Source organism: Streptomyces sp. UG1 (assembly GCF_049974585.1).
Taxonomy (GTDB): domain Bacteria; phylum Actinomycetota; class Actinomycetes; order Streptomycetales; family Streptomycetaceae; genus Streptomyces.
Genome location: NZ_JBNGGG010000016.1, coordinates 118,395 through 132,299, shown reverse-complemented (window position 1 = coordinate 132,299; position 13,905 = coordinate 118,395). Strand labels below are relative to the sequence as shown.

The following is a 13,905-nucleotide window of genomic DNA, read 5'->3' as shown; positions in this document are numbered from 1 at the left end:
GGTTCAGGCCACCGAAACAACCGGCCCCTCGGCACCCAACAGCGCACGCAGTGCGGGGATCCGGCGCCAGGTCAGTCCGATCGCGCGGGCCGCGAAACGGAGGGTGACGTGCGGGGCACCAAAGGCCGCCTCGCGTATCGCCTCCCGTGCCGCCTGTGCGCTCTCGGGCAGGACTCCCCCGACGGACGCCACGTCCGCCCCGACCCGCTCCCGGTCGAGCTCGTGGATCCCCGTGAGCTCGGCCGAGAGGTCGGCGGCGGCCTCCAGGGTGTGCGGCAGTGCGCCGAGAAGGTGTGCCGCGACCGTGTTGTGGGCGAGGGCTTCGTCCAGGCCGGTGGAGTGGATGCGGGCGGACTCGTCCGTGAGCGGGATGAGGTGACTCACCGTACGGACCGGACCGCGCACGCCCTCGATCGCCGCCGCGAACAGGGCGGACGCTTCCGAGGGTGCCAGGACAGGGCAGTTCGGATGGCTGCCAGGTTCGGTGCGAGGGGGTGAGGGCGGCACCGCCGCCGTTCATGCGGTCCAGTACATCGGGCCGGGGGACCTCCCCGTCCGTTCCGGGACCGGCGACATACACGGTGGCGGGCACTCCGGCGAGCCGGCAGGCGGCGAGGGTGAGCGCGTCGACCAGCGGGCTGCACAGGGTCTTCTCGCCGCCGTACGCGAGGATGTCGCCGCCGATGTCGACGATGCGCACGTGGTCGTACCCGGTGTCGCGAAGCACCGGATCTGTTCGGCCAGTGCCGTCAGGCCCTGCCACGGGTCGAGCAGGACGAGGCGGGCGGGGAGGTGCGCGGCGAGGTCGTGCAGGGTGGAGCCGGCCGGGGTAAGCGGCCGGGGGTGGGTGTGATCACCGGTACGCCCGCTTGGTGGGCGAGGCCGGTGAAGTGCTCGGTGATCGCGGTGCCCACGGGGTCCCCGCCACCGCCCGCGGCGATGAACAGGTCGCTCACGCGCTTCTACTACCACCATGGCGGCACCACTTGGCTGCGCGCCGTCGGCATCGACCCCGAACCCCCCGCCCCGTTCGCCTACTTCGCCCTCACCTACTACGCACCGATCGAGGACGCGTACCGCAGGTGCAGCACCGCGCTGCACGCGGGGATGAAGGCCATCCCGGCCAAGCGGCGGCGCAGGGCGCGGATCAGTGGGCTGTACGCGCTGCGTGACAGGGGGGCGCATGCGTCGGCCGCCATCAGGAGACCCCTTCCCCCTTCATTGACATGTTCAAAACACAGGATTACATCCGGACAGCTTGCGGAAAGCGCTTTCCACCGCTCGGCAGTCACTGCCGTACGCCCCAGCAAAGCTCCGCCTCACTCGACCCGGGTCCCACTCGCTACGGCCATCCCCCCACAGGAGGACCCCGCAATGAGTCCACGACGAGCCGCGACACCCGATCGGCACACGCCGCCCCCGCCCTGGCGCAGCAAGGCGGTCGTGGCCGCGCTGGCAGCCGCCCTGCTGGCGATCCCGGGCATAGCGCAGGCCGCCCCGCAGACCGCATCGGCGCCGGCACCGGCATCGCAGGGACAGGTGTCGGCCGCGGCCACCATCACCTGGACCCTCGAACGGGCCGGCAACCCCACCGAGGATCAGCGCACGGCGTACGACCTCATCACCAGGGCCATGAACGCCGCGGTGGCCCGCTACAACAACCTCAGCGACCTGGGCAAGACCATCACCGTCCGCTACGACCCCGGCGTCCCCACCGCCGACGGCAACATCAACGGCACCATCCGCTTCGGCAACCGCGCCTACATGACCGAGCGGACCGCGCTGCACGAGATCGCCCACACCATCGGCGTGGGAACGAGCTCGGGCTGGTCCCGGCTCGGTGGCAGCGGCACCTGGACAGGCGCTCAGGCGACGGCGCTGGTCCGGCAGTACGACGGTTCGAGCGCCAGGATCTCCACCGGCGGTGGCCACTTCTGGCCGTACGGCCTGAACTACGAGAACGAGTTCTCGAACACGGCGGCAGACCGCCACGTCCAGATCGTGGCCGCGATGGTGCGCGACGGTCTGTGATCCGAGAGGCTGGTGCCGCGAGCCCTCCCGGCACCAGCCGTCCCTCCCACCCTCCACGTGACGATCACCGACGGCGACTGAGTTGAGGCTCAAGAGGTGAGCAGGACGTCTGCCCTCACATCGAAGGAGCCGCCCCATGCCCGACGTCGCGCACGGCCCACGCATCGCCATCGTCGGAGGCGGCATCGGCGGTCTCGCCGTCGCGGCCTTCCTGCGCCGCGCAGGCCTGACAGCGACCGTGTACGAGCAGGCGTCGGCCCTCACGGAGGTCGGCGCCGGTCTGATCGTGGCCCCCAATGCCGTACGGCTGCTGCGTCGCCTCGGTGTGATGGAGCGGTTGCTGCGCCGGGCCGTGCCGCTGGAGTGGGCCTGGGAGTTCCGTCGCTGGGCGGACGGTGGCGTGCTGTCGGTGGAGAGGCTGAGCGGGGTGTGCGAGCGGCTCTACGGCGAGCGGACGTACACCGTGCACCGGGCCGATCTGCTCGACGCGGTCAGGTCGGCCGTGCCCGACGACTGGGTCCGGCTGGGCGCGCGGTGCGCCTCGGTCGACGCGGGGTCCGACGGCGCGCTGATCGGGTTCGCCGACGGCAGCCGCGTCGAGGCCGACGTCGTCATCGGCGCCGACGGTGTGCACTCCGTCGTCCGCGGTGCGGTGGCCGGCCCCGCGCCGCCCGAGTACTCCGGCATCTGCGCCTTCCGCACCGTCGTACCGGCCCACGCCGCCCCCGACTTCGCCCGGCGGCCCGCCCAGACCCTCTGGCTCGGCCCCGGCCGGCACTTCGTGCACTACCCGATCTCCGGCGGCGACACCGTCAATGTCGTCGCCGTCGCCCCGGCCGGAGACTTCACCGACGAGTCGTGGAGCGCCAGGGCCACCGTCGAGGAGTTCCACGCCGAGTTCGCCGACTGGGACCCACGGGTGACCGACCTCATCACGGCCGGCGACGACGCCCCCGGGCGCTGGGCGCTGCTGGAGCGGGCGCCGCTGCGGCGGTGGAGCCTGGGCAGGGTGACGCTGCTCGGTGACGCCGCACATCCGATGTTCCCGTTCTTCGCCCAGGGAGCGGCCCAGTCCATCGAGGACGCCGCCGTGCTGGCCCGCTGCCTGGCCGGGTCCGTGGCGGACCCCGGGCAGGCGCTCGCCCGCCGGGACATCAACCACCTGCCCGACGGGCCCGGACAACAGGCCCGCGACACGGCACTCGCCGAGTCCGATCCCCTGGTGAGCAACGGCTGGATCTATGGCTACGACGCCGAAGAGGCGCTCGCCCCATAGCCGGACCGCACGTAGGAATCCTCAGGGCAGGACCCACGTAGGAATTCCTCAGGCGGCCCTGCTCCGGCGCTTCCTCATCCACCACACTCCGCCGCCGAGCACCACCACGACGGCCGCACCGACGCCCAGGGGCACGGCCACCGGCATGCCGTCGTCGTCCTTCGAGTCGTCCGCCACCGGATCCGCGGAGGACTCCTTGGCGGCAGGCTCGTCCGAAGCGGGGTTCGAGGCAGGCGCGGACGGGTCCTGGGTGGGAGTGGGGCTCACCGGCTCGGCGCCGGGCGCGGCGGCCTTCAGTTCCAGCCGGGGCGCGGGGCTGCCGTGCCCGTGCCCGTCTCCCTCGGCCTCCTCCTCCAGCTCGATCCAGCGGTCGACCCTGCCGTCGCTGTAGCTCTGGAGGGTCTTGAAGACCAGCTCCTTCGCGTCCGGCAACTGTCGTACGGTCACGACGTACTCGGCGTCCGCACCCACCGCAAGCTTCGGCCCGGACACCGTGTATCCCCGGGCGGTGGGGGCGAACTTCCACCCCTTGGGCCCTTCGTCATAGGTGATGTCCTGCGGGCTGATCCCCTCCGGCAGGATCACCTCCAGCTTGCTGATCCCGGCCGTGGCCGACTCGGACTCCGCGGAGAAGGTCAGCGCGACGTTCTGGTCGAGGGCCCGGGCGCCCTCGGCCTCCACCTCGGCGTGGGCCGCCGCCGGTCCCGCGACGGCGACGGTCACGGCGAGGGCGGCCGAGGTGAGAACGCCGGTACGGCGCAGACTGCGGATCAGAGTGGAGCGGGACACGTACGACTCCCTTGTACCGATGACGGGCTCGCTGGCCGACCGCCGAACGGCGGTCTCTTCACACAAGTCGGATGCAGGGGTGGGTGAGTTCCCGGGGTCGCCCAGAAAAGCCCAGAAAAAATGAGGGAGACGTATGAGGCCCGTCCGCAGTGTGCGGACGGGCCTCGTCATCGAGCGCCGGGCAGGCCTTGCACCTGCATCTCCCCGCAGGAAGCGGGACGTCTTTCCTTGGACCACCAACGCAACACCAGTCACCCCGAGTTGCGGCGACCAGCTCGTGTTCAATCTTAGCGCATCCGTTCCCTCAACGATCACGCGTTCGACCACGCTCCGGTGAGCTGGACGGATGAAAGCCGTCTGCTCCATATGAGGTGCCGCGAGCGGCTGTTGAGCACTGCGGGAACCCCTCTCCTCGATCATCTTCGCGTCGGCGCCCGGCTGGCATGGAGACGAGGAGTGGCCTGATGTCGGATCGGAAGGTTTCCCGGAGACGGTCGAACCGGCGGCGCGCCAGGTGGGCCGCGGTCGGTGCGGGCCTGGCCCTGTCACTGGCGGCCGGCCTGTCGGGCGAGGCCACCGCCGACTCCGACGCCCCCTCACCTCCGCGGCCACCGGGCCGGATCCTCGACGTCTCCAAGGCGGTGGCGGGAGGGCTGCTGCATCCGGAGGCGCCGCCGGCCGGGGCCAACGACTGGGGTTGCCGGCCCACGCGCCGGCATCCGCGCCCGGTCGTGCTGCTGCACGGGTCGGCGGCGAACGCGTTCATCAACTGGAGCATGCTGTCCCCGTGGCTGAAGAGGCAGGGCTACTGCGTCTTCGCCCCCAACTACGGCGGGGCGCCGGGCAGTCCGGTCAAGGCCACGGGGCCCATCCCCGAGTCCGCCCGCCAGGTCGCCCGTTACGTCGACCGGGTGCTGAAGGCGACCGGTGCCCGCCAGGTCGATCTCGTCGGGCACTCCCAGGGCGGGGGTCCGACGCCCCGCTGGTACCTGCGGTTCGAGGGCGGCACCGATCCCGCGCATCCGAAGCGGAACAAGGTGCGCGCTCTCATCGGGCTCGCCCCCTCCAACCACGGCGGGAACATCTCCGGCGTCGGCACCCTGACCACCAAGCTGGGGCTCAACCCGACGTTGTCCGCCGTGGTCGGCCAGGCGTGGTCGGACCAGATGGTCGGCTCCGAGATGAACAGGAAGCTCGACCGGGGCGGGGACACCCAGCCGGGGGTGCGCTACACCGTCATCGCCACCAAGTACGAGGAGCACGCCACGCCGTACTGGAACAACTTCCTGACCGCGGGTCCGGGGGCGACCGTCCGCAACATCCTGATCCAGCGGATCTGCCCACAGGACATGTCCGAGCACCTGTCGCTCGCGTACGACACCAACGCCGCCCAGCTCGTGAGCAACGCCCTCGATCCCGCTCACGCTCGGCCCGTCCGCTGTGGGCTGTCCCTGCCGGTGCTGGGCGGCTGAGGTCGTCCTGGCCTGCGGGAGGAGCCGGCCACTCTTCGGGGGTGACGAGCCTGCCCAGTGGCGGAAGGGCCGCAGGGGTGCGGGCGCAGCCGGGTCGGACAGTTCGGGGTGTCGGTGGGGCCGGGGGCGCGATCACGTTGACGGTGATGCGTGCCGCCCAGGCATTCGACGTGCACCGCCTCGACGTCGGAGAGTTCCTGAAGGGCCGTCAGCCCGGTGGTGGCGACCGTGAGTTCCTTCGCCGAGCGCAGTTCTTGAGCGAGGGCCCCACCGTCTAGCCGGCGTCCAGCAGCACGGCCTCCCCTGCGCGCACCTCGGTGGCGGCCCGGCTGGCGATGGCCCGCTTGGCCTCGAACACCTCGCCGGTGCGTTGCCTGAGCGATGCCTCGGGGTGGGCGGTCAGCGCCATGGCGCCGTCGTAGGTGCGGGCGAGGCGGCGGTCGGCGGTCAGCTTGGCGAGGTCGCGGCGGATGGTGGAGGCGGTGACACCGAAGCGCTGGGACAGCTCCTCGACGCTGGTGAGGCCGTTCGTGGTGGCCAGGTGCAGGATCCGGTCGCGCCGGGCCTGGGATCCGTTGGAGACGTCTGTCGTGGTGTCCTTCGCTGCGTGGACCGCTGGGCGGCGGTCTCAAAGGGCCGGTCAGTGGACCGGTCAGGGGGCCGGTACGGACGACATCTCGGCTGCCTGGCGCAGGGTCTCGACCACGCCACCGGCCTCGGCCACGCCCTTCCCCGCGATGTCGAAGGCCGCGACGCCTTCGACCGCACCGACACCACCCTGCCCGCGCCGACGGTGCAGAGCCACGCGGCCAACCCCACCGTGCTGTCCGGCGGGGAACTCGGCTGTGTCTGGTTCGGCGGCACGCAGGAGGGCATGGCGGACATCTCCGTATGGTTCGCGCGCCTCGCTCCCGGCTCCACCACCTGGACCGACCCGGTCCGCCTCTCACAGGACCCGGCGCGCTCCGAGCAGAACCCCACTGCTGCCCGTTTTCCGGTGCCTCAGGGCCCCCGGGACCAAGTGGTCCGGCGACCTCGACACCAGCGCCGTGATGATCAGCGACGACGCGGGCGGCACCTGGCGCGAACAGCCGGTGCCCGGCTCCACGGGCCTGGTCCACATGAACGTCCACCGGCTGCCGGACGGCTCGCTGCTCACCCTCCGGCACGGCGAGGGCGACCGCGGTGAAGCAGGCCCCGTCGGCCGCCTTCTGGGGCGCCCCCCGCGCCCCGCTCAGCCTCGCCCTGTCCGCCGACGCCGGCCGCACCTGGCCGCAGCGCGCCGACCTCGTCACCGGCGACGGTCACTGCCTCACCAACAACTCCCGCGACGGCCGAAACCGGGAGCTGTCGTATCCCTCGATCGCGCAGACCCCGGACGGGGCCCTCCACATCGCCTACACCCACCACCGCAAGGTCATCCGCCATATCCGGCTCCGCGAGAGCCTTAGGAGGTGCGGTTGGTAGTAGGAGTATGCGTCGGAGCTGGTCTCGTAGAAGCCCGGACACGACCGTGTAGAGGTCGTCGCCCCGGTTTGGGACCATGAGGGCGTGGACCGGAACGCGGCTTACGGCGCGGCCGAGCCGGTGGACGCGCTCGAGGTGGCGCCGACGCCCCGGACGGCGGTGGCGTGGCTGCCTCCGCGCGAGCTGTGGCCGCCGATCCAGGACATCCGCTGGGAACACGATCCGCAGGTACGGCGCTGGCCTCCCCATGTGAACCTGCTGTTCGGTTTCGTGCCGGAGGAGGAGTTCGCACGGGCCGTGCCGCTGCTGGCCGCGGGGGCGATGGCCGGCACGGCGTTCACGGCACGCCTCGCCGGTGTGCGGTACTTCCGGCATCGCCACTACTCGACGGTCTGGCTCGATCCGGCCGCGGCGGACCCGGCACCTTGGGCCCGCCTCCACCGCGAGCTGCAACGGCGGTTCCCGCTCTGCCAGGGGCGTGGCGGCCGCTTCACCCCCCATCTGTCCCTCGGCCGCACCCAGGACCCGAAGGGCCTGGCGGCCGAGTGCACCGCCCGGCTCGGCACGCTGTCGGCGGCGGTCGAGGAGGTGGTGCTGCTCTCCCGTCGCGGCGAGGAGCCGATGCGTCCCCGAGCCGTGATCACGCTGGGCAGCGGGGAGGTCCGACGGTGAGCCGCCGGCGTCGAGCTGACGTACGCCCAGAGGCTGTTGGGCCGACCGGCTGATCGTCGAGCGGTGATCTACCCTCTGGGTCTGATGAGCCTGATCACCCAGGAACGACTGCGCCGCTTCGGATACGTCGGACGACACCCGACCGACATCCGCGAGCGTCTCGTCCCGCCCTTCCCGAAGCCGCCGACCCACCTGTGGGCGTCCGCCGGCCTCAGCCCGGCGTCGGCGTACCGCGCCGCGAAGGCGACGGAATGGCTGGGCCCGGTGCTCGTCGCCGTGCTGGCGGGAGCGATCCGCTTCTGGCGCCTCGGCCGGCCGCGGGACTTCGTCTTCGACGAGACCTACTACGCCAAGGACGCCTGGTCGTTGCTGCGGCTCGGCTACGAGGGCACCTGGCCGGACCGCAAGATCGCCGACCCGCAGATCCTCGCGCACCCTCAGACCGTCCCGCTCTCCGACACCGGGGCTTTCGTCGCCCACCCGCCGACGGGCAAGTGGGTGATCGCCCTCGGCGAGTCGATGTTCGGCCTCACCCCCTTCGGCTGGCGCTTCATGACGGCGGTCCTGGGCACGCTGTCCGTGCTGATGCTGTGCCGAATAGGCCGGCGCCTGTTCCGGTCGACGCTGCTGGGTTGTCTGGCCGGTGTCCTGATGGCGGTGGACGGTCTGCACGTGGTGATGAGCCGCACGGCGCTGCTGGACCTCATCGTCATGTTCTTCGCCCTGGCGGCATTCGGATGCCTGTTGCTCGACCGGGACCACGCACGGGCCCGGCTCGCGGCTGCCCTCCCGGTCGGCGAGGACGGCCGGGTGCGCCCGGACAGCGACACCGGTGACCATGCCGGGACGGGACCGCGCCCGTGGCGACTCGCCGCCGGCGTCTTCCTGGGACTGGCGGCGTCGACCAAGTGGAACGGCCTGTACTTCCTCGCCTTCTTCATGGTCCTGACCGTGCTGTGGGACGTCGGTTCCCGCCGCGTCACGGGAGCGCGCCGCCCGTACCGCGCGGTGCTGCGCAAGGATCTCGGGCGGTCGGTGCTGTCCCTCGGCCCGGTCGCGGCCGTGACGTATCTTGGGGCCTGGACCGGCTGGTTCCTGTCCGACGGCGGCTACGCCCGCCACTGGGCGGACGGCCGCGGCGGTACATGGTCATGGGTTCCGGCCCCGCTGCGCGGCCTGTGGCACTACGAGTACGGCGTCTACCGATTCAACGTCGGACTGCACACCCCGCACAAGTACGAGTCCAACCCCTGGAGTTGGCTGCTCCTCGGCCGCCCGGTGCTGTTCGACTACGAGTCGCCGAAGTCCGGTCAGAACGGATGTCACACCACGGCCGACTGCTCACAGACCGTCCTCGCCCTGGGCACCCCACTCCTGTGGTGGTCGGCGTGCTGCGCCCTCGTATATCTCCTTTACCGATGGGCGCTGCGCCGCGACTGGCGCGCCGGCGCCGTCCTGTGCGCGGTGGCGGCCGGCTATCTGCCCTGGTTCCTCTACCAGGACCGTACGATCTTCTCCTTCTACGCGGTCGTGTTCGTCCCCTACCTGAGCCTGGCCGTGACGATGATGCTGGGAGCCCTGCTGGGCCCACCGGGCGCGGCTCGGGGACGCCGGACGCGGGGTGCGGTGGCCGCGGGCGTCCTCGTCCTCCTGATCGCCTGGAACTTCGTCTACTTCTTTCCGCTCTACACCGGGCAGACCATTCCGTACGCCGACTGGCACGCGAGGATGTGGCTCGGCACCTGGATCTGAGGCGCGCCGCGGTGGCGGCGGAACTCACCGCTCTCCCTTCGCCCGCGGCGGTGGGGCGGCGAGGGACAGCAGCCAGTCCTCGCCGCTGCTGCCGGGCGTGACGTGGTACGTGTCGAGCAGGACCAGGCCGGACGGTGCCCGGCCCATGGTTTCCAGCTCATGGATCACCAAGTGCGCCACATTGCCGCCCGCCGACCGTCCTACGACCACGAAAGGCCCGTCCCCGACATGCCGCAGCACATTCTTCGCCCGGGTGCGCGCCAGCGCCGCGCGGTCCTCCGGCACGGCGGCGCCGGCGCCGATCCCGGGGTGCGGGAGTTCCAGGACGTCCTGGAAAGCACGGCGGGCGGACAGGGGGAGGTCTCCGTCGTCCGAGGGCTTCTCGGCGACCATCGAGTACGTCAAGGACTACCCCTGGCAGGAGCTGACCGCCCTGAGCATCCAGCGGAACGTGAAGCCGCTCGGCGTGCGGATCACCCCGAAGCCCGTGACCGCGAACCAGTCCAGGAGCGCACGGCGCACCGACGCCGCACGCCGGGTCGGGCATCACGTCGTTCGACCTGTCCGACGGCGACCGGATCTTCTCGCTGAAGTCGACGACGTGATCTCCAGCTCGTCCAGCGGGACGCCCCTCGCCCAGCGCTGCAGTTGACCGCCGTCCACGAGGTGGACGTTCCCCTGAAGGGACGCCCACCTCGTCTCGGCGCGGCTGAAGCCGCCGGGGTGGATGATGACCTGGGCCGTGCTGTCGGCGTCCGGGTCGCCCGGTTCGACGAGGGTGGCGGGGCTGTCCTCCCCTTCGCCCGTCTCCTCGGCGCGGAATCTGACGTCCAGCCGGCGGCCCTGGCGGTCCCGAGCGTGCAGGCGCCGCCGCCCTTTCGTCAGGGTCAGGTCGACCACCCGCCAGCCGTCGCGCCGCAGGATCCGCGCCACCGCCTCCGCCAGCCCGCGCTCATCCAGCAGGTCGAGTTCCTGAGGGGTGTAGCGGCCGCCACGTCGGCGGACGACGCCCCGGCGAAGGCGCAGGCCCACCACGGCGATTACGGTCAGCAGGCCGACGCCGAGCGCAACTCCGGCGACGCCGTAGCGGCGCTGCAGCCAGACCAGTAGAAACACAGGGGCGAGTACGGCGAGACCGAGGCCCGCGAAGGCGGGGAGGACGTCGCAGAGTCCGGGGCCGTACCTGCCCTGCGCCCGCAGTTCGGACACCGTGTGCTTTCGCTGTGACCGGCGCGATGCGGGAGGCGTTGGGCGCTGCTCATCCGCCGTCGGCAGGCGCGGCTGCCGCCACTTCCTCACCAGAATGTGCTCCCCCGCGATCTCGGTCCGTCCCCCTGACGATAGAGATACCCGGTCGCCGCTGTCAGCCCGACGTCGGGGGGACGGGGAAGAGCATGCAGCTACTGGTGGCGTGGGCGAGCAGGCGGTCCTCGGAGTCGAACAGTTCGGCTTGCGCCAGGGCGGTGCGGCGGCCGTGGTTGAGAACGGAGCCGACGGCACGGACCTTGCCGGTGTCGACGTTGATCTGCCGCAGGAACTTCACGCTCAGGTCGATCGAGGTGTAGCCCATGCCGGCCGGCAGCACGGACTGCACGGCACAGCCGGCGGCCGAGTCGAGGAGGGTGGCGTAGACGCCGCCGTGGACGCTGCCGATGGGGTTGTAGTGCTCCTCCCCCGGTTCCAGGGCGAAGACGGCGTGGCCGAACTCGACCTGCTCCAGGGTGAATCCGAGGGTCGCGGTGATGGGCGGCGCGGGCAGACGTCCGCTCAGCATCCTGTGCAGGAAGTCCAGACCGCTCTCCCTGCCGACAGCCTCCGCGGAGATGCTCGGATCCTGCCACTCGAACGTGCGTGACCTCGTCATACGTCTCTTCCTCCCCCTCTGGCTTCAACAATCGAAGTTAGAGCGGCAGGGACCTGGCTGTCAATGTCGAAGCCAGCCTACGATGGCGACATGACCTGGCTGGAGACGAGCACCGAGAACTGCACGGTGCAGCGCACCCTCGACCTGATCGGCGAGAAGTGGTCGCTGCTGGTGTTGCGCGACGCCATGAACGGCGTACGCCGCTTCGACGACTTCCGCCGGCATGTCGGAATGTCCGAGGCGGTGCTGGCGGACCGGTTGCGCAAGCTGGTCGCCGCCGGGGTCCTGGACACCGTCCCGTACCGCGAGCCGGGCCACCGTACGCGTCACGAGTACCGGCTCACGCGCAAGGGCTGGGATCTGTGGCCGGTGATGCTCGCCCTCAAGCAGTGGGGCGACCGGTACACGGCGGATCCGGAGGGTCCGCCCCTGGAGGTGCGTCACCGTGACTGCGGTGAACCGCTGGAGACGGTCGTCGTCTGCGCGGGCGCTCACGGGCCTCTCACCCCATGGCAGGCGTACACCCGGCCTGGCGCGGCAGCGCACGCCGTGTGACCGGACGCACGTCGATTCCCGAGCTGTCGGCCTCGCTCAGCCCGCCGCCTCCTCCCGTGTCGCCGGTGGCTCGGTGGGAGTCGGCGCGGCCGGCCGGAAGAGGACGGCTCGGGCCACGGGCGGGGCGAACAGGGCGGTGACGGGCGCGGAGAGGGTCAGTACGGCTCGGAAGGCCCGCCCCACGACGGGGTCGCCGGGGTAGCACTCCTGGACGCGCCGCAGATACCAGTCGGCGACACGGTCCGCCGGCCGGCCGTCGACCGCGTTGCCGATGGCGCCCGGCATCTTGCGGTCCGCCCCTGCGGAGATGTCCCACGCCTGCCGGGAGGCGGCGAGGAGCGCCCGCTGTACGCGCCGCGTCGTGGGAGTGCGGCGCGGATCGGCCAGGGCGTCGCGCAGGGCGACCGCGTTCATCGCGGCGACGGCCATGCCCTGCCCGTAGATCGGGTTGAAGGTGCACAGCGCGTCGCCGACCGCGAGGAATCCGGCCGGGCCGTCGTCGGTCAGGTCGTAGCGGCGGCGGACGTTGGCGGTCCGCCGGTAGCCGAACGCCGGCGAGAGCGGCTCGGCCTCGTCCAGCCACTGGTGCAGCAGCGGATGCGGCAGCCTCTTGGTGTACGTCACGAACTCGTCGTCGCCCCTGGGCGGTTCGCTGCCCCGCAGCCCCGAGACGATGACCAGATGGCTGCCGTCCTCCAGCGGCAGCGCACCGCCGGCGTGCACCTGATCGGGGCTCGGATAGACGTAGTAGCCGACCGTGTCACCATCCAGGACACCGCTCTTGCCGCGATAGACGCGCGAGGCGTACGCGAGCCCCGTGTCGATGGTCTCCTCGTGCGGGGCCTCGGCCCCGATCGCCGCGAGCCACTGCGGGGCCTTCGTGCCGCCGCCGGAGGCGTCGACGACCAGGTCGGCCTCGAGGGCCTGCTGCTCACCGCGGTCGTCACCGGAGCGGTCCCGCAGCAGCACGCCCCGCACGCGTGCGGCGTCACCCACGAGTCCGACGGCATCACAGCCCTGCGCGACGCTGATCACGGGGTTGGCGAGTACCCGCCGCCGCACCAGTTCCTCGAGTTGTGCGCGAGAGCCGGTGTATATGTGCGTCGTCGACGGCCACCTGCGGAACCAGCGGCCGTTCTGGCACATCACCATGTCCGACGGCATGCCCACCCGAGGCGCCCCCGCCGCCCGCAGCTCCGCCAGGAAACCCGGCAGCAGCGACTCCAGGGCCTCCTGCCCGCCCTCCAACAGCACATGCGGATGCCGGCCCTGCGGCACACCGGGCCGCGACGCCGCCCCGTCCGGGAAGCGGTCCCGCTCCACGACGGTCACCCGGTCGGCGTACCCGGCGAGAGCGTGCGCTGCGAGCATCCCCGCGAGGCTCCCGCCGACGACGACCGCGTGCCGGCCGCCCCGGCCATGGCCCGCGCCCCGACTGCCCGTTCCTCCGGCAGAGTTCACCGATCAACTCCCTTGATCACCACGTCGTGACAGGGCACCAGTATCCCGTTCACCAACAACCGGTTGACCGAATTCCGGCCCTTTGCGGCGACGGCGCGGGGTGCCCGATCAGCGACCGGTCGAGCCGTGGATCAATGAAGCGAGGGCTGATCCAGCGTTGGGGGGCGAGCGGGGAACCGGTCTTGTCGTTGACGTAGGTCATGCCGGCCGCGTCGCGCAGCACACCGAGGGCCTCGGAGATCGCGGTCCGGTCGGCGGCGAAGATCGAGCAGGTCAGCGCGTAGGGGCCGGTCGCGTCGACGAGGGTGAGGACCGAGCTCCAGTCCGCGTCGTCGTAGACGTGCATGGTGAGAAGGGGGCCGAAGAACTCCTCCGCCATGGAAGGCCGTGGGGTCCTCGGTGACGAACACCTGCTCGTCGGCCAGGCCCTGGGAGGCGATGGAACGGCCGTCGCCGGGCACCATCCGCGACGTCACCAGCCTGTCCGCCGCCTACGTCCTGGCCCGCCTCCTCGACACACCGGCCACCGGCCTCAGCGCCCACCCCACACGTTCATCCGCCTTCCG

The 13,905-nt window shown here is 71.5% G+C and carries 20 protein-coding genes and 2 pseudogenes; 9 read left to right on the top strand and 13 right to left on the bottom strand.

The window, feature by feature from the left end; translation table 11 throughout:
- Positions 1 to 3: 3 nt before the first annotated feature.
- From ACP4J3_RS19690 to ACP4J3_RS19675, 4 genes and pseudogenes are all read right to left on the bottom strand, one after another.
- Positions 4 to 507, bottom strand: coding sequence for a DUF1152 domain-containing protein (locus ACP4J3_RS19690; RefSeq protein ID WP_426536102.1), 504 nt, complete (start codon positions 505 to 507; stop codon positions 4 to 6).
- A gap of 19 nt (positions 508 to 526) precedes the next feature.
- Positions 527 to 727: pseudogene (locus tag ACP4J3_RS19685) on the bottom strand (DUF1152 domain-containing protein); the annotation flags it as partial.
- 22 nt (positions 728 to 749) lie between these two features.
- A complete protein-coding gene (locus ACP4J3_RS19680) occupies positions 750 to 956 on the bottom strand; it encodes a hypothetical protein (RefSeq protein WP_426536100.1) in 207 nt (68 codons plus the stop codon).
- Between the two features lie 96 nt (positions 957 to 1,052).
- Complete coding sequence (locus tag ACP4J3_RS19675; RefSeq protein WP_426536098.1) at positions 1,053 to 1,199, bottom strand: hypothetical protein; 147 nt, start codon at positions 1,197 to 1,199, stop codon at positions 1,053 to 1,055.
- 175 nt (positions 1,200 to 1,374) lie between these two features.
- Here ACP4J3_RS19675 and ACP4J3_RS19670 point away from each other — a divergent pair, with 175 nt between their 5' ends.
- On the top strand, positions 1,375 to 2,031 hold the full coding sequence (locus ACP4J3_RS19670; RefSeq protein WP_426536096.1) for a hypothetical protein: 657 nt from the start codon (positions 1,375 to 1,377) through the stop codon (positions 2,029 to 2,031).
- Between the two features lie 136 nt (positions 2,032 to 2,167).
- Positions 2,168 to 3,307 (top strand): FAD-dependent monooxygenase, encoded by a 1,140-nt coding sequence (locus tag ACP4J3_RS19665; protein ID WP_426536094.1) that lies wholly within the window; start codon positions 2,168 to 2,170, stop codon positions 3,305 to 3,307.
- Positions 3,308 to 3,355: 48 nt separating this feature from the next.
- Here ACP4J3_RS19665 and ACP4J3_RS19660 read toward each other — a convergent pair whose 3' ends face one another.
- Positions 3,356 to 4,096 (bottom strand): DUF1775 domain-containing protein, encoded by a 741-nt coding sequence (locus ACP4J3_RS19660; RefSeq protein WP_426536092.1) that lies wholly within the window; start codon positions 4,094 to 4,096, stop codon positions 3,356 to 3,358.
- 464 nt (positions 4,097 to 4,560) lie between these two features.
- Between ACP4J3_RS19660 and ACP4J3_RS19655 the strand changes: the two genes are divergently transcribed.
- The gene (locus ACP4J3_RS19655; protein ID WP_426536090.1) at positions 4,561 to 5,568 is read left to right on the top strand and encodes an esterase/lipase family protein; all 1,008 of its coding nucleotides are present in this window, start codon (positions 4,561 to 4,563) and stop codon (positions 5,566 to 5,568) included.
- A gap of 146 nt (positions 5,569 to 5,714) precedes the next feature.
- Complete coding sequence (locus tag ACP4J3_RS19650; protein WP_426536088.1) at positions 5,715 to 5,846, top strand: hypothetical protein; 132 nt, start codon at positions 5,715 to 5,717, stop codon at positions 5,844 to 5,846.
- Here ACP4J3_RS19650 and ACP4J3_RS19645 read toward each other — a convergent pair.
- The 3 genes and pseudogenes from ACP4J3_RS19645 to ACP4J3_RS19635 form a co-directional block, all read right to left on the bottom strand.
- Complete coding sequence (locus tag ACP4J3_RS19645; RefSeq protein WP_426536086.1) at positions 5,843 to 5,977, bottom strand: hypothetical protein; 135 nt, start codon at positions 5,975 to 5,977, stop codon at positions 5,843 to 5,845. The two genes, ACP4J3_RS19650 and ACP4J3_RS19645, sit on opposite strands and share 4 nt — an antisense overlap.
- Positions 5,978 to 6,028: 51 nt before the next feature.
- Positions 6,029 to 6,073: pseudogene (locus tag ACP4J3_RS19640) on the bottom strand (hypothetical protein); the annotation flags it as partial.
- Between the two features lie 147 nt (positions 6,074 to 6,220).
- Positions 6,221 to 6,373, bottom strand: coding sequence for a hypothetical protein (locus ACP4J3_RS19635; RefSeq protein WP_426536219.1), 153 nt, complete (start codon positions 6,371 to 6,373; stop codon positions 6,221 to 6,223).
- A 69-nt stretch (positions 6,374 to 6,442) separates the two neighbouring features.
- Here ACP4J3_RS19635 and ACP4J3_RS19630 point away from each other — a divergent pair, with 69 nt between their 5' ends.
- The 4 genes from ACP4J3_RS19630 (at position 6,443) to ACP4J3_RS19615 (ending at position 9,459) form a co-directional block, all read left to right on the top strand.
- Positions 6,443 to 6,757 (top strand): hypothetical protein, encoded by a 315-nt coding sequence (locus tag ACP4J3_RS19630; protein ID WP_426536217.1) that lies wholly within the window; start codon positions 6,443 to 6,445, stop codon positions 6,755 to 6,757.
- Positions 6,754 to 7,035, top strand: a complete 282-nt coding sequence (locus tag ACP4J3_RS19625; RefSeq protein WP_426536084.1) for an exo-alpha-sialidase — start codon at positions 6,754 to 6,756, stop codon at positions 7,033 to 7,035. The genes ACP4J3_RS19630 and ACP4J3_RS19625 overlap by 4 nt, the downstream gene beginning before the upstream one ends.
- 84 nt (positions 7,036 to 7,119) lie before the next feature.
- Positions 7,120 to 7,707 carry a 2'-5' RNA ligase family protein gene (locus ACP4J3_RS19620; protein WP_426536082.1) on the top strand — a complete coding sequence of 196 codons (588 nt, stop codon included), beginning with the start codon at positions 7,120 to 7,122 and terminating at the stop codon, positions 7,705 to 7,707.
- A gap of 84 nt (positions 7,708 to 7,791) precedes the next feature.
- Positions 7,792 to 9,459, top strand: coding sequence for a dolichyl-phosphate-mannose--protein mannosyltransferase (locus ACP4J3_RS19615; RefSeq protein ID WP_426536215.1), 1,668 nt, complete (start codon positions 7,792 to 7,794; stop codon positions 9,457 to 9,459).
- A 24-nt stretch (positions 9,460 to 9,483) separates the two neighbouring features.
- Here the strand turns inward: ACP4J3_RS19615 and ACP4J3_RS19610 are convergent, their stop codons facing one another.
- The 3 genes from ACP4J3_RS19610 to ACP4J3_RS19600 form a co-directional block, all read right to left on the bottom strand.
- Positions 9,484 to 9,864, bottom strand: a complete 381-nt coding sequence (locus ACP4J3_RS19610; RefSeq protein ID WP_426536080.1) for a thioesterase domain-containing protein — start codon at positions 9,862 to 9,864, stop codon at positions 9,484 to 9,486.
- A gap of 141 nt (positions 9,865 to 10,005) precedes the next feature.
- Positions 10,006 to 10,668 carry a hypothetical protein gene (locus ACP4J3_RS19605; protein ID WP_426536078.1) on the bottom strand — a complete coding sequence of 221 codons (663 nt, stop codon included), beginning with the start codon at positions 10,666 to 10,668 and terminating at the stop codon, positions 10,006 to 10,008.
- Positions 10,669 to 10,822: 154 nt separating this feature from the next.
- The gene (locus tag ACP4J3_RS19600) at positions 10,823 to 11,323 is read right to left on the bottom strand and encodes a PaaI family thioesterase (RefSeq protein ID WP_426536076.1); all 501 of its coding nucleotides are present in this window, start codon (positions 11,321 to 11,323) and stop codon (positions 10,823 to 10,825) included.
- A gap of 90 nt (positions 11,324 to 11,413) precedes the next feature.
- Here ACP4J3_RS19600 and ACP4J3_RS19595 point away from each other — a divergent pair, with 90 nt between their 5' ends.
- A complete protein-coding gene (locus ACP4J3_RS19595) occupies positions 11,414 to 11,878 on the top strand; it encodes a winged helix-turn-helix transcriptional regulator (RefSeq protein WP_426536074.1) in 465 nt (154 codons plus the stop codon).
- A 36-nt stretch (positions 11,879 to 11,914) separates the two neighbouring features.
- Here the strand turns inward: ACP4J3_RS19595 and ACP4J3_RS19590 are convergent, their stop codons facing one another.
- Positions 11,915 to 13,339 carry an FAD-dependent oxidoreductase gene (locus ACP4J3_RS19590; protein ID WP_426536072.1) on the bottom strand — a complete coding sequence of 475 codons (1,425 nt, stop codon included), beginning with the start codon at positions 13,337 to 13,339 and terminating at the stop codon, positions 11,915 to 11,917.
- Between the two features lie 49 nt (positions 13,340 to 13,388).
- Positions 13,389 to 13,718 (bottom strand): hypothetical protein, encoded by a 330-nt coding sequence (locus tag ACP4J3_RS19585; protein ID WP_426536070.1) that lies wholly within the window; start codon positions 13,716 to 13,718, stop codon positions 13,389 to 13,391.
- Positions 13,719 to 13,905 lie beyond the last annotated feature (187 nt).